This is a genomic window from Geobacillus lituanicus (genome assembly GCF_050994965.1).
Taxonomy (GTDB): domain Bacteria; phylum Bacillota; class Bacilli; order Bacillales; family Anoxybacillaceae; genus Geobacillus; species Geobacillus stearothermophilus.
This window is the reverse complement of the sequence record NZ_CP194773.1, coordinates 2,233,696-2,247,442: the sequence shown is the minus strand read 5'-3', so window position 1 is coordinate 2,247,442 and position 13,747 is coordinate 2,233,696. Positions and strand designations below refer to the sequence as shown.

At 48.6% G+C, this 13,747-nt stretch carries 16 protein-coding genes and 3 pseudogenes; 12 read left to right on the top strand and 7 right to left on the bottom strand.

Translation table 11 applies throughout. From position 1 onward, the window contains the following. The first annotated feature begins 181 nt into the window (after window positions 1–181). Entirely contained in the window at window positions 182–1,294 is a 1,113-nt protein-coding gene (gene tnpB / locus ACR1UW_RS11385) for an IS200/IS605 family element RNA-guided endonuclease TnpB (protein ID WP_498933392.1), read from the top strand. A gap of 197 nt (window positions 1,295–1,491) precedes the next feature. Here the strand turns inward: tnpB and ACR1UW_RS11380 are convergent, their stop codons facing one another. The 3 genes from ACR1UW_RS11380 to ade form a co-directional block, all read right to left on the bottom strand. Then, window positions 1,492–2,229, bottom strand: a complete 738-nt coding sequence (locus tag ACR1UW_RS11380) for an exosporium glycoprotein BclB-related protein (protein WP_498933390.1) — start codon at window positions 2,227–2,229, stop codon at window positions 1,492–1,494. Further along, the gene (locus tag ACR1UW_RS11375) at window positions 2,216–3,322 is read right to left on the bottom strand and encodes a glycosyltransferase (RefSeq protein ID WP_498933388.1); all 1,107 of its coding nucleotides are present in this window, start codon (window positions 3,320–3,322) and stop codon (window positions 2,216–2,218) included. The genes ACR1UW_RS11380 and ACR1UW_RS11375 overlap by 14 nt, the downstream gene beginning before the upstream one ends. Before the next feature lie 254 nt (window positions 3,323–3,576). After that, window positions 3,577–5,310: an adenine deaminase gene (ade, locus tag ACR1UW_RS11370; protein WP_328075454.1), complete on the bottom strand. Its 1,734-nt coding sequence runs from the start codon at window positions 5,308–5,310 to the stop codon at window positions 3,577–3,579. Window positions 5,311–5,517: 207 nt separating this feature from the next. Between ade and ACR1UW_RS11365 the strand changes: the two are divergent. From ACR1UW_RS11365 to ACR1UW_RS11355, 3 pseudogenes are all read left to right on the top strand, one after another. After that, window positions 5,518–5,577: pseudogene (locus tag ACR1UW_RS11365) on the top strand (DUF4004 family protein); the annotation flags it as partial. 413 nt (window positions 5,578–5,990) lie between these two features. Then, window positions 5,991–6,489 (top strand): annotated as a pseudogene (hxlA, locus tag ACR1UW_RS11360) (3-hexulose-6-phosphate synthase); the annotation flags it as partial. Further along, window positions 6,464–6,754 (top strand): annotated as a pseudogene (locus ACR1UW_RS11355) (phosphoheptose isomerase family protein); the annotation flags it as partial. The pseudogenes hxlA and ACR1UW_RS11355, both read left to right, overlap by 26 nt. Window positions 6,755–7,151: 397 nt before the next feature. On the opposite strand, the gene ACR1UW_RS11350 reads toward ACR1UW_RS11355, so the two are convergent. The 4 genes from ACR1UW_RS11350 to hxlR all read right to left on the bottom strand — a co-directional run bounded on the left by ACR1UW_RS11350 (window position 7,152) and on the right by hxlR (window position 9,818). After that, entirely contained in the window at window positions 7,152–7,472 is a 321-nt protein-coding gene (locus ACR1UW_RS11350) for a bis-aminopropyl spermidine synthase family protein (RefSeq protein ID WP_044744794.1), read from the bottom strand. Window positions 7,473–7,590: 118 nt separating this feature from the next. After that, window positions 7,591–8,262, bottom strand: coding sequence for a GNAT family N-acetyltransferase (locus tag ACR1UW_RS11345; RefSeq protein ID WP_033015477.1), 672 nt, complete (start codon window positions 8,260–8,262; stop codon window positions 7,591–7,593). Window positions 8,263–8,277: 15 nt separating this feature from the next. After that, window positions 8,278–8,952, bottom strand: coding sequence for a GNAT family N-acetyltransferase (locus tag ACR1UW_RS11340; protein WP_015375151.1), 675 nt, complete (start codon window positions 8,950–8,952; stop codon window positions 8,278–8,280). A gap of 500 nt (window positions 8,953–9,452) precedes the next feature. Next, a complete protein-coding gene (gene hxlR, locus ACR1UW_RS11335; RefSeq protein ID WP_498933385.1) occupies window positions 9,453–9,818 on the bottom strand; it encodes a transcriptional activator HxlR in 366 nt (121 codons plus the stop codon). Between the two features lie 507 nt (window positions 9,819–10,325). Between hxlR and ACR1UW_RS11330 the strand changes: the two genes are divergently transcribed. The 8 genes from ACR1UW_RS11330 (at window position 10,326) to ACR1UW_RS11295 (ending at window position 13,747) form a co-directional block, all read left to right on the top strand. Beyond that, window positions 10,326–10,895, top strand: a complete 570-nt coding sequence (locus ACR1UW_RS11330; protein ID WP_015375142.1) for a class I SAM-dependent methyltransferase — start codon at window positions 10,326–10,328, stop codon at window positions 10,893–10,895. Window positions 10,896–10,984: 89 nt separating this feature from the next. Further along, window positions 10,985–11,377, top strand: a complete 393-nt coding sequence (locus ACR1UW_RS11325) for a hypothetical protein (RefSeq protein WP_033012386.1) — start codon at window positions 10,985–10,987, stop codon at window positions 11,375–11,377. After that, window positions 11,344–11,604: a metal-sensitive transcriptional regulator gene (locus ACR1UW_RS11320; RefSeq protein ID WP_013145015.1), complete on the top strand. Its 261-nt coding sequence runs from the start codon at window positions 11,344–11,346 to the stop codon at window positions 11,602–11,604. The genes ACR1UW_RS11325 and ACR1UW_RS11320 overlap by 34 nt, the downstream gene beginning before the upstream one ends. A gap of 103 nt (window positions 11,605–11,707) precedes the next feature. Next, window positions 11,708–11,935 carry a sulfurtransferase TusA family protein gene (locus ACR1UW_RS11315; RefSeq protein ID WP_020278577.1) on the top strand — a complete coding sequence of 76 codons (228 nt, stop codon included), beginning with the start codon at window positions 11,708–11,710 and terminating at the stop codon, window positions 11,933–11,935. Between the two features lie 51 nt (window positions 11,936–11,986). Further along, window positions 11,987–12,469 (top strand): DsrE/DsrF/DrsH-like family protein, encoded by a 483-nt coding sequence (locus tag ACR1UW_RS11310; protein ID WP_015375138.1) that lies wholly within the window; start codon window positions 11,987–11,989, stop codon window positions 12,467–12,469. Window positions 12,470–12,481: 12 nt separating this feature from the next. After that, window positions 12,482–12,847 (top strand): rhodanese-like domain-containing protein, encoded by a 366-nt coding sequence (locus tag ACR1UW_RS11305; protein ID WP_498933381.1) that lies wholly within the window; start codon window positions 12,482–12,484, stop codon window positions 12,845–12,847. A gap of 12 nt (window positions 12,848–12,859) precedes the next feature. Beyond that, window positions 12,860–13,156, top strand: a complete 297-nt coding sequence (locus ACR1UW_RS11300; protein WP_498933379.1) for a rhodanese-like domain-containing protein — start codon at window positions 12,860–12,862, stop codon at window positions 13,154–13,156. Between the two features lie 21 nt (window positions 13,157–13,177). Further along, complete coding sequence (locus ACR1UW_RS11295) at window positions 13,178–13,747, top strand: sulfurtransferase TusA family protein (RefSeq protein ID WP_015375135.1); 570 nt, start codon at window positions 13,178–13,180, stop codon at window positions 13,745–13,747.

The window sequence follows — 13,747 nt, the reverse complement described above, 5'->3', positions numbered from 1 at the left end:
TTCGCGTGAAGCCGCCTGCTTATTTGTGATCATCTTCCGCCGAGAAAATCTCGCTTTTACCCGTAAATGTAAGTCGGGATGAATCCGGGCTTCCTTTGCGAATCTCCCTATTGCCCCCAATGGGCAAAAAGTATACAATGGATGTAAATAGAACAAACGTTCTTTTTGAGGAGGGAGGGCTATGCACAAAGCCTATCGCTTTCGGCTGTATCCCACCCGAACACAGGCAAAACTCCTCAACGAGACGATTGGGTGCTGCCGATTTGTGTACAATCACTTTTTGGCCGAGTGGAAGGAGACGTATGAAACCACGGGAAAAGGACTCGGCTACAACGAGTGTTCCAAACGATTGACAGCTTTGAAGAAAACCCTTCCATGGCTGAAAACCTCTGATTCAACCGCCTTGCAAAACGCACTGCAGCAGTTGGCCGAGGCGTTTGACCGGTTCTTCGAGGGAACGGCGAACGCTCCCCGCTTCAAAAGCAAAAAACACCCGAACCAATCGTACACCGCCCAGTGCAACTACCCAAAGAACGGACGCCCTACGATCGAAGTGGACGGCCATCGGTTGAAACTTCCCAAGCTCGGATGGGTGAAGTTCGCCAAAAGCCGCGAGGTGGAAGGCCGCATTCTCTCCGCCACGATTCGTCGAAATCGAGCGGGGAAGTATTTCGTCTCCATTCTCGTGGAAACGGATATTCCCCCATTGCCCCAAACCGACAAGAAAGTGGGCGTCGATTTGGGGTTGAAACAGATCGTAGTGCTTTCCACAGGCGAAACGATCGAACACCCCCGGTATTGGCGCCGGTATGAAGAAAAGCTCGCCTACTGGCAGCGGGTGATGGCTCGTCGAAAGCCAAGCGGTTCGAACTGGGAGAAAGCCCGTTTGAAAGTGGCCAAGCTTCATGAAAAAATCGCCAACTGCCGGAACGATTTCCTGCACAAACTGTCCACCCGCCTCATCCGCGAAAACCAAGTGGTGTGCGTGGAGGACTTGCGTGTTAGGAACATGCAAAAGAATCGCAAGCTGGCTAAATCCATTTCCGATTCCGCGTGGGGGAGTTTTCTTCGCATGCTCGAGTATAAAGCGATATGGTACGGGCGGACGGTGGTTCGTGTTGCGAGCACGTTTCCCTCGAGTCAATTGTGCTCGTGCTGCGGGCATCGGCACGTCGAGGTGAAATCGCTTGGCATTCGCGAGTGGGTGTGCCCCGCCTGCGGAGCCGAACATGACCGGGACCATAACGCTGCCCGGAATATTCTAAATGAAGGGCTTCGACTGCTGTCGTTGTAGGGCGGCTGAACCGTGGGACGCACGGGGATGGCTTGGCGGACATCCTGCCGCGGGGCGGGTGTTCCCAAGAATCTCCCACCTCGAAATGAGGGCGGGAGAGCGTTCAACTGAACGGAGAGGGATTATAAGGCCGCTTGTTTGCAGCGGCCTTAGTTGAGCGCTCCAATGAGCCGCAGCCTTGGTATCACAGTGAGGCGCTAACTAATCGCCACTCCTGCACTCGCATACCCCATGACGGAAGCGGCGATTGAAAGGCCGGAAGTGGTGATGAAAAACGCCATGAGCAGCCGGTCGCCAGTATTGACAGGCACGTTTAATCCTGTGATGATGCCGCTGGCGTTTTGGGCTAGGGAGATGGGAAAGGTGATTGATGGCGTTAATGTAATGAGCGTGCCTGGAATAGGCGAAAATACGTTGCTGGATAGAGAAGTGGCGATATACAATTGAGCGCGGATCGTAGCCGTTCCTAAAAGCGCTGTGCCCGTTGTGGCGGAAAAATTGGCTGCGACAGCAGTAATGATTCCTGAACGCGGAATGGTAAGGGAAAAATTCGATGTGCCCCCAAGGTTTATGGTTCCTCCCACTAAACTGATGCTTGAAGCAGCGTTTCCAAATCCCATCAAACTTGCGGTGTTGGCCAACCCAGCTATAGTGGCGGTCAAGACAACCGTTGTTCCTGAAGCGAATGGAATGATGGCTCCTGCTCCAGTGGGTCCCGTAGATCCGGTCGGTCCTTGGGGTCCGATGGGTTCCGTGGGTTCGGTCGGTCCTTGGGGTCCAATGGGGCCCGTGGGCCCTGTAGGTCCCGTGGGTCCTGTTGGTCCGGTATAGATTTTTACAATCGGCGGCCATGTTCCGCATAAAGGGGAAAGACATTTTACTCGAATAGGACGTCGGTCAGACAAGCGGCATAACCTCCTTTCATCGCGATTCATCGGCTTGGTGGAACGTGCTTTCGGCGGCGAGAATGGATTGCAGCAAGCATTCGTTGTGCAACACTGCGGGATGCTGAGGAACGTATTGTTTGGCTTTTTCGTTATGTTGGTATGCTAACTCGTACTCGCCCATGTAAAAGTAACATACACAAAGCTGCAAGTGGGAAAGCCAAGTCCAACAAGCATGATGAACAAATCCCCAGCTGTCGGAAGGCATTGTGAGCTGAGTGGCTAAATGGTACCAAAATGCGGCAAGCCGATATTGCTTGCGCTGAAGAAAGTAATAGCCGAGCCGGCAGCAGCATTCAGCCCGAGGGGTATCGTATTCGAACGATCGGAACGCATATCGCAATGCCTGTTCTTCATCACCGAGCGCATCAAAACCATCCGCTACCTTTCCGCAGGCGGCGATGCAATCTTCCACCCACCCTTTTTTTGTCTGCAAAAACTGTTCGTAATACTGAATGGCTTGTTCGTATTGTTGATGGTCAAACAATTCGTTGGCAAAGTAAAATAGATCTCTTGGCGAAAGTTCTATTCCTTGTGCTAGCTGCCTCTCGTAAATTTTTAAATTTCGGTCTGAAGCGTGATGAGTAGGTTGATGAATGATGGTAATGTCGCTATTGAGAATGGTTCCCCATACTTCCAAATATTCGTGAACGACCCCATGCCATCGGAAGCGGTTGGCTCGTTTGATGAGGCGGTTGCGGCGGACGCTGGAAATCGTTTTTCCATCTTCATCTTGGGCAAGGCTGTAAATCATGGTGACGGAGTCGATGTCAGGAGAAAGGGTGTGCTTCAGTGTGAGAAATTTTGTTTGCTCTTCTGCCGGCAGGATATCGTCTGCGTCCAGCCAAAAAATATAGTCCATTGCGGCGTGGGAAAAGGAGAAATTTCTCGCCACAGAGAAATCATCGCTCCAAGGAAAGTCGATGACTCGTGCGGTGTAGGATCGGGCGATTTCTTTCGTGCGATCGGTCGACCCTGTATCCACAATCACGATCTCGTCTACGAGATGTCGGACGCTGTCCAAGCAGCGGGCAAGGATGTCTTCTTCATTTTTGACGATCATGCAAAGGCTGATGGTGATCAATTTCCTTGCACCTTCCTTTCGACCATGTTGCTGCTTTACAATCATGCAGGAATGTGCTTATGCCAATGCCGCATGGCGCTGTAAAAAAGAGAAAAATAGGCGGGGCGAAGAAAATCCCTTCATCCCCTTGGCTGATAAATGGAGGAGATGAAGGGACTTGGTTTTTTGGCGGGTCGGCTTTAAGTGGCAGCTTTCTGTAAGGCGGGTGCTCGCCAAATCTTATCGCTTCGAAGCGTCAGCGCAAATAGGAGGGTTTAAACCGCTTCAATAGGAATGAATTCCCATTTGTTCACATCAAATAACCCTTGGTCGGTCAGCTTGAGCTCCGGGATGACCGGCAAGGCGAGGAAGGACAGTGTGATAAACGGGTTGAAGGCATGGCTTGAGCCGAGCGAGTCCAGCGCTTCATGGATCTGTTTCAATCCATTTAACACTTCAGTATAATCTTTTCTTGTCATCAATCCGCCGATCTCAAGCGGTAATCCAGCGAGCACCGCTCCGTCTTTGGCGACGGCAAGCCCGCCTTGTTGTTGGCGGAGCTGTTCAATGGCGACGATGAGGTCGCGGTCGTTTGTGCCGACGGCGATGGTGTGATGCGAATCGTGCGCAATCGAAGCAGCGATGGCGCCTGCTTTGAATCCGAAACCGCGGACGATGCCAAGGCCGATGCCGAGGCCGCGATGGCGTTCGACGACCACAAGCTTCAGCAAATCCCGTTCGACCGAAGGGGAAAAGGCCCCGTCGCGGACATCGACTTCGGTGACAAGATGGTTCGTATGCAAATGATTTGGGATGATCTCAATGACATGGGCTTTGTTTCCTTTCGTCATCGGGATGCGAAGATCCGATTCGGTGACGGGTCGGCAACGAATGGATTGAAGCAATTTCGGTTCGGTTTCACTGGATGCCGGATGGAAGGAAAGCGTTGCCCTTCCATGTTCGGCGACGAGCGCCCCTTGTTTGAAGACATGGGTGATTTTCAGCGTTTCCAAATCCTCAACGAACAAAAAGTCGGCGTCATACCCCGGGGCGACAGCGCCCTTCGTCGACAACCGGTAGCACTCGGCGGCGTTTAACGTGGCCATCTGGATGGCCAGAAGCGGGTCGAGCCCGGCGCGAATGGCGAGCCGCACGTTGTGGTCGACGCTGCCTTCGAACCATAAGTCATCAAGATGTTTGTCATCCGTGCAAAACAAAAAGCGGCGCGCGTTGTGCTCCGTGACGGCAGGAAGAAGTTTTTCGAGGTCTTTGGCGACCGATCCTTGGCGAATGAGCACGTACATGCCGCGGCGAATACGTTCAAGCGCTTCGTCGGCGGTGACGCATTCATGGTCCGTATGGATGCGGGCGCTTCGGTAGACGTTGATGGCGTTGGCATCAAGGCCGGCCAAGTGGCCGTCGATGAGGCGGTTGGCGTTTGCCGCGAGCGCCAGTTTGTCAAGCATCGATGGTTGTTGTTCCCTTAATGACGGATAGTCCATCACTTCCGCCAATCCGAGAACGCGTTCATCGTTGAAAAACGGCGCCAGTTCCGCCGCGGATAAGGAGGCTCCGGCATGTTCGAACGAAGTGGCGGGCACGCACGACGGCAGCATCATATACACATCGAGCGGCGTCCGTTTCGCATCGTCGAGCATAAATTGTATGCCGCGGACGCCAGCGACATTGGCGATTTCGTGCGGATCGGCAATGACGGTCGTCACGCCATGCGGGAGAACGACGCGGGCGAATTCGCTCGGGGGCACCATCGACGATTCGATATGCACGTGTCCGTCAATCAGCCCCGGGCATATATAACGCCCTTCGGCATCGATCGTTTTCCTTCCCTCATAGCGGCCGATGCCGACGATCATCCCTTCCGCAATGGCGAGATCCCCTTCGATGATTTCGCGCGTAAACACGTTGACGATTTTCCCGTTTTTGACAACGAGATCCGCTTCGGTTTGTTTCGCTGCGGTGGCTAGCTGTTTTTGTAAGATCGAATTCATGCTGCTGACTCTCCTTTCCTCATGTCCATCGCCTGATCATCGGCGGAAATTGGTTTCATTGTAATGAGCGAGCTGACAAGTTGTCAACCGCTTTGGTTCGTTTTTTACCATGCGTATGGCGCTGTTGTTTTCGCCTCTCTTTATAACGTAACAATGTTATGCTGCAATTAACAAAAGGAAGGGGGTGTGCGGCTCATGGAATAAGAATTGATCTCGAAAAAAGGACTGCTTGAGCTGACGGGCATTTCGTACGGCCAGCTTTACCGCGATATCACAGCATTTTGGCCATGTTCATTTGCCTGAAATGGCCTCAAAACTGTCGAACTCAGGAAATAAAATCCGGCGTTTTAGGGCTGTCTCACAAAGATGAGATAGCCCTTTTTACATATGGCTTGACAAAGAAACAGTTCTTCAGTTAATGCCACAAGCAATGGATAGCATATTGCTTTTCTTATTTTTGGGCCATTTCAAAATAAAATTTGTCTGGAAATGGAGAGCCCCTCTTTCCCAAATAGTATACATAATGAACAATAGTGTATTTTTTGATACTATATAAAAATAAAGTGCGTACTTTTAAAGGCAAAACATACATAGTATACTCATCAGTGTGTAAGAGATAAACACATAAAAATGATACTGCTTATGCAACCTGCAAAATTTTTATGAGAGGTGAAGGATTCATGGAATTACAATTAGCATTGGATCTCGTAAACATTCCAGAAGCGAAACAATTAGTAAAAAGAAGTTGAGGAGTATGTGGATATTGTAGAAATCGGCACTCCAGTTATCATTAATGAAGGTCTTAGAGCTGTAAAAGAAATCAAACAAGAATTTCCTCACTTAAAAGTATTGGCAGACTTAAAAATCATGGATGCCGCCGCATATGAAGTCATGAAAGCGTCCGAAGCCGGAGCCGACATTATCACGATACTTGGAGTTGCTGAAGATTTGTCCATCAAAGGTGCTGTGGAAGAAGCTAAAAAACAAGGCAAAAAAATATTGGTGGACATGATCGGGGTTAAAAATTTAGAAGAACGAGCGAAAGAAGTAGATGGGTTTGGAGTCGACTATATTTGCGTACACACAGGTTATGATCTTCAAGCAGTCGGCAAAAACTTTCTTGAAGACCTTGCCACAATCAAACGTGTCGTGAAAAACGCAAAAACTGCTTTCCATGGCTGAAAAAGCGAAAAGCTTAGGGGCAACCGTAGCGTTAGTGACCATTTTCCCTGAATCGACCATTGGACAATTGGCTGATATCACGGTCAAATTGCCTGGCTCGCCTAAAGGCCAGTCAGATAACGGATACAAAACGATACAGCCGATGGGATCGCTTTTTGAGCAAACCCTCTTGCTGTTTTATGATGCGATCATATTAAGATGCATGGAGAAAAAAGGATTGGACTCCAATACCATGTTCAAAAGACACGCTAATCTGGAATAGAGTATAAGGAATGTTGCGCAGACATCTTTAACCATTCGAAATTTTAAGCTATTTAAACGAAATTTTCAACTTAATCACGGGGGAAAGGAGAAAAGGTCGCAAAGCTTTCTTTAAGAAACGCTTTGCGGTCTTTTTTTAATCGGGAGATTGGATTCTTGTGATCGATCCATGATCGTTCATTCCCTTCGTGCACATCAGCCGCTCTCCCACTATCAGCATTCCCTCGATGATCATTACAAATCAAATCGGTTATCAGTCAGAACGCGGGGGGGTGCCAAGACTTTTTGCAAAATCGATGACCACTCCTTTCATGGTTGCACGCGGCGTCAAAAACTCTCAAAAGTCTGTTGCCTTCCATAATCCATCGGTAAAATCGTGCGATGGTGGCAAATGTCATTCAGCAAACCTTGAAGAACGCAACTCCGCATGCAGATGTCAGGAAACGGCGAACAAAACGCCCGCCCTCGGCAACGGGTATTCCCGCTGCAGAAGGCGGGCAGTCTCGCCCCATCAGATCTCCCTGTTGGGCCATCAGTGCCAGCCGCCGAACGGTTGTCTCGGGCGTCACATACCCTTGGTCAAAGTCGGGCGTCGCCTTGGGCCGCATGGCTGCGATATCTTGAAAAGCAGCAAGGACGCTGTCAAAAGGCGGCCTCAGAACAATGCCGCGCCCCGCGCAAACCTCACAGCGCTGTTCGGCCACCCGTTCTAGGCCCATACCCCTTTCCAGCATCGAAATAGCATTTTTGCTGCTTTCGATAGGGAAACGATAAAAGACGCACTGAAGTTGGAAAAATTTTTTTAAGGTTCCATAAGCATGGTGTTTTTATTAAGGTTTAAATCGGTAATAGCGGTATGGTGTTTTTCGCCTCTAGTTTTTCCATCATTTCATACCAATCCCTTGGTTTGTTCGATAAGACAGAATAATAACGTTTCAAAAACTTCACAACAAGATCCGCTGGAAGTTCATTCACGCTATCGTCCATCGGAAGGAAACAAAGATCAAGGCCGGTTACGGCTTCTCCATCATTGTTCCAAGATGGATGGACATAAGGGAAGTCAAGCCGCTTATATCCCAAATGAGATAATACCTCACGACGAACATATGGATCCATCGGCTTAATCCCGCCAAATTCATAATGCTTCACCCGATAAGGATCATAAATCTCGGCGAACATGCCATACAACTGCTTTCCATTTGCAGCGGCCCAATTTTGCAAATCCTCCAGCCGCTTTTTGGCTAAAAACCGGCCGATCCCCAGTCCTGCTTGGCCGATAATGGTGAAATCTGTCATCGCGACATTTAAATCTTCATAATAACGGTACTCCGTTGCGCCTACTACCTCTCCTTCGTGAACAGCAACGCACACACGAATTCCCGGATCTTCCAGAGGCTCTTTCCACAAATCAAATGCCAATACTTCTTCCGGAGGAAATACATTTTGCATCAATTGATGCATTTTCTTAAACAAAGGGTCTTCAATGCTCGTAATTCTGCGATACTCCATTTTCATCATTCTCCTTTAAGATTTTGCGCGATAAAAAGGATTTTTCCATTCCATCAGTGCAGCATAATTGCACGATTCTTCATCCTCTAAATAGTTTGCCACCACTTTGACAGGTGTGCGGCCGCAGCGAAGCAGGAAGGTAATAACAGGATCTTTCAATTTGCCTTTTACTACCGCTTCGAGATATTGCTCCGCTGTCATCTCATGCGCTTTTTTGTGGTAGCCAGGCATCCTCCCTCCGCCTAACAGCCGCTCTAGTCCCAAATGAACAACCACTTCATACATGGATAGCATCAGCCATTTTCCCAGCCCCCATTTGCGGTAGGCAGGGCGCACGCCAATATCAACGACATAAAGCGTATTCCCGTTTGGGTTATGGTTGCGGATATATCCATGATCCGTGATCTCTTCCCATGTATGGTCCGGATGGCTGGGATCAAAGTCGACAATAAGCCCTGTCATTGACCCCGCAATTTCACCATTCACCTCAACACATAAGGCTCCCTCTGGAAAGAGTGTCACATGGTTTTTCAGCTGTTCCGTATTCCACCATAATTCAGACGGGAATGGCGGAGGAAAACTTTCCTGTTGAATGCGGATTAATCCAGGAAAGTCCTTTTCTTCATAATTTCGGATCACCGCTGGAACAGGACGATCTTGGTCAAAGACATAAAACTCCTTTCGATACATTCTTACCCCTCCTCTCTCATTATCCATCTAGCAACGTATCGCCCATTCATGTGGCGATACTGATATTATTAGGCACATCATTCCATTTAACAAGTAGATACTTTCGTGTTACATAGTGTGAAAAATTATACCTAAAAATAAAAAAAGAAATTCGGAATATTTTTTCCAGACCTTCCTCGCATTCGAACAGCCATGCCAAGTCCTTATTTATTGTCAGTGAACTCGGGCCACTGGAAAACCAAAGCACTTTTTTGCCGTTTTTCTTTTACGCCATTTTCGGGACTCCATCAACAGTCATCAACGCATATACAGAAAAACCAACGGACAGCGGTTCTTTCATAAAGATGGTTGTCCGTTGGTTTTTCGCGTCTAATTATAAAACTTATTGCTTTCCTCATTATCTTTCATGTATGTATTTCTTTGTTTACCAGCAAAAAAAGAAAAGTGCATATAACATACACGCAGAGTGTTTTCGAAGCTTTCATAACAGAGAAAGCTTTCTACTTGGTTGCTTCATTGATTTTTACTTGCCCCTTTACGACCGTCTCCATATAGTTTTTGCCCCATTCATACATCGCATCAAGAATTGGCATCAAGCTTTTCCCATGTTCGGTCAATGAATATTCCACTTTTGGCGGAACAACCGGATAGACTTCGCGATAAACAATTTGATCTTGCTCCAGCTCCCGCAGCTGGTTAACAAGCATTCTTTGGGTGATCCCAGGCATGAGGGCTTTTAGTTCGCTAAACCGCTTCTTTCCCCCTTTTCCTAGATGCCATAAAATAAGCATTTTCCATTTACCGCCAATAACAGCGAGTGTTAATTCTTTTTCACAATTATACGTCTTGCCACAAACGTGACCCATCATTTCACCCCCATGTTGATTATAACGCGATAGTATACTTTTTGTCACTTTATGATCATAAAGAACATACTTACAAATAAATGTTATATACCTGTTATTTTCACTCATTGCAAATTGTATTCATTCTTTCTGGATGATACAGTGCATTCATTGCATCTGGATGCCTTTTATATCATTAAGTATATTTTTTTACACTATATAAGTTGAAACTTTGTTTTACATCCAGTAGAGCGCCCACCGCATTCTATCAAAATGACTTGTTATGAAGGAAAACAGAATCGAACAATCGGAAAATCTTTATTGCAACTTATATCGATCCGGCTTACAAGGAAATTCGGCAGACCAACATGGGGAAATTGCATCCTACGGAAGAGGAACAACGGGAGATGGAAATCGGTCCAAACCGGTGCGCCGTTCGGTAGGGAAAAGCCGGCGTTTTCCAATGCCGGCTTTTTTCCTCTCTTTGCGAGTATAATGAAATGGAAGTGAGGAATAGGAGGGAAAAGGATGACAGGGCATCGTTTTCATTACGAACATGCTGAACGATTATTGGATCCGAAGCGCAAGGAATGGATCGACCCGCAACGGGTCATTTCGATGTTGTCCGTGAAACCGGATGACACGGTCGTCGATCTTGGCGCCGGGAATGGTTATTTCACGATTCCTCTCGCGCAGGCGACAAACGGAAAAGTGTATGCGGTCGATGTGCAGCCAGAAATGATTGAATTGCTAAAACAGCGAGCCGCGAAACTAGCGGTTACCAACATCGAATATCGGGTGGCGGATGTCGCTTCGACCGCCTTGCCTTCGCATTCGGTGGACAAAGGGATCATGGCATTTGTCTTTCATGAGGTGGAACAAAAAGAAGCCGCCCTTGACGAAATTCGCCGTGTGATGAGGCCAAACGGGCAGTTTCTGTTGATCGAATGGGAGACGATGGAAAGCGAAATGGGGCCGCCGCTCCATGAGCGGATTCCGTCGGAGGAACTGTTTTCCTATGTGAAGCAAAAGGCGGGCAACGTGGAACTTGTCCGTTTTCACCCGGCTGTCTATGGTCTTTTGATTCGCTGGGAATAACCAATTGTTGAGGAAAATATTTCTTATTGTCATTATACCGTATAGGGTATATAATGATCATGCATAGGGTGAATAGAGGGGGTGAACCGTTGATCGTTAGCAGTTTGTTATTCTTTCTCATTCTTTTGGGCGCAGCGTTGTATCGACGCTACTATCCTGTAAAACATATCCCATGCCTTCCGGTAGAAGAGGTGCCGGACGGCTTGCTTCTTCTTGACTTGCGCGATTATAATGAAAGCAACGGCTCCATATTTGGCCAAGCGTTGCATATTCCGGTGGCGTATTTGAAACGGCATGCGCGGGATATTCCGCCAAAGCCGCTTCATATCATCGTTCAGGATGACATCGAAAAAAACGTCGGCATCCGCCTGTTGCGCCGCTATGGCTATGAGGTGAACAGCTATTCGATCACGGCTTGCGATTGTCAAGAAAGGGGGCGAACGAGCCGATGGAATATAACAAAGAGATCAAAAACCGCTTAAAACGGATTGAAGGACAAATTAAAGGCGTCCTTGGCATGATGGAACAAGGGAAAGACTGCAAGAGCGTCGTTTCCCAGCTGTCGGCGGCGCGCAATGCCATTGACCGCGCCATTGCCGTCATCGTCAGCACCAATTTGGAACATTGTCTTCGTGAAAGCATGGAAAAAGGGGAAAGCACAGACAGTCTTGTCAAAGAAGCAGTGGAACTGCTTGTGAAAAGCCGTTAATGCGTTGCTCAACAAAAAGGTGTTGACAACGTTCTTTTTCTCGTAGTAATATACCCATAGGGGTAATGGTAATAAAACGTATGATATCAAGGAGGTTATCAAAATGAACGCAACGAAAGTATTGGATGCAAAAGGATTGGCCTGCCCGATGCCGGTGGTGAGAGCGAAAAAAGCGATGGACGAATTGCAATCAGGTCAAGTGCTCGAGGTGCACACGACCGATAAAGGGGCGAAAAACGATTTGCCGGCATGGGCGAAAGCGAGCGGCCATACGGTGCTTGAGATGAAAGAAGACAACGGTGTGTTGATGTTCTGGATCCAAAAAGGATAATGTGTGCACATTTTTATACCCATACAGGTATGAAGGGAAGGAGGCAGCCAGATGACACAGCCGAAGAAAAAGACGACGATCATTTTGTTCAGCGGCGACTATGACAAGGCGATGGCGGCTTACATCATCGCCAACGGCGCCGCTGCCTACGACCATGATGTGACGATCTTTCATACGTTCTGGGGGCTGAACGCCTTGCGGAAAGAGGCGTCGGTTCCCGTGCAAAAAGGGTTTCTTGAAAAGATGTTCGCGAAGATGATGCCGCGCGGCGCGGACCGCATGGGGCTGTCGCGCATGAATTTTGCCGGCATCGGCCCGAAGTTGATCAAAAAGGTCATCAAAAAACATAACGCCATGCCGCTTCCGCAGTTGATCGAGATGGCGAAAGAGCAAGGCGTGAAACTCGTCGCTTGCCAAATGACGGTCGATTTGCTTGGGCTGAAGCCGGAGGAATTGATCGACGGCGTTGAGTTTGCTGGCGTCGCCGCGTATTTGGCTGATGCGTCGGAAGGGAACGTGAACTTATTTATTTAACGAGGGAATCATATGTCGCAAACTATCATCAACATCATCCTGTTTGTTTTGCTTGTTTGGTTTTTTGCCAGCCGCTTCATCCCGCCGAAAGGGGTGCGAATGATGACGGCGGCGGAATTGAAACGCCGGTTGAAAGAACCCGGGGTGCAATATATTGATGTGCGCACCCCTTTGGAGTTTCAGTCTTACCATCTGCCAGGGTTTCGGAACATCCCGCTGCACGAATTGACAGCCCGTGCTCACGAACTATCGAAAGAGAAAGAAGTGATTGTCATTTGCCAAAGCGGGATGCGAAGCCAAAAAGCAAGCCGACTGTTAAAGAAAATGGGATTTCAGCACGTGACGAACGTCAAAGGCGGCCTAAACGCCTGGCAGTAGAGGAGGATGAGGATGAAAACGATCACGCCAAAAGAGGTAGAAGAGCGGCTTCGCGCGGGAGAATCGCTTCATATCATCGATGTGCGCGAGCCGGAGGAAGTCGCTGCGGGCAAAATTCCAGGAGCGGTCAATATTCCGCTCGGTTTGATCGAGTTTCGCATGCATGAATTGGACAAAAATGAGGAATACATTCTCGTCTGCCGTTCCGGCGGCCGCAGCGGCCGTGCCGCGGAGTTTCTTGACAGCCGCGGTTACCACGTCGTCAACATGACAGGGGGCATGCTGGCCTGGGAAGGGCCTGTCGAATAAGCCGTAAGGAGGGATTCGTTCATGATTAAAGTTGATATGACCGTTGATGCGAAAGGACTGTCCTGCCCGATGCCGATCGTTCGAACGAAAAAGGCGATCAATGAATTGCAGCCGGGGCAAGTGCTGGAAGTGCAGGCGACGGATAAGGGATCCAAAGCCGATATCAAAGCATGGGCGGAAAGCACAGGGCATCAATATGTAGGAACAATTGAAGAAAATGGGGTTTTGAAACATTATATCCGCAAGGCAGCAGAAAGTGAAACACGCAAAGAAACGACATTCCCTCATGTCGTATCGAATGAACAATTGCAAGAAAAACTTCACGATCCTGATTCGTTTGTTTTGGATGTCCGCGAACCGGCGGAGTATGCGTTTGGCCATATTCCGGGCGCCGTTTCAATTCCGCTTGGGGAGCTTGAAAATCGGATGGCCGAACTTCCGAAAGACAAAACGATTTATGTCGTGTGCCGCACAGGGACACGGAGCGATTTGGCTGCGCAAAAGCTGGCCGAAAAAGGATTTGACCGTGTGCGCAACGTCGTTCCCGGCATGTCGCAATGGAACGGGCCGCTTGATTCCGCTCAATCGTAA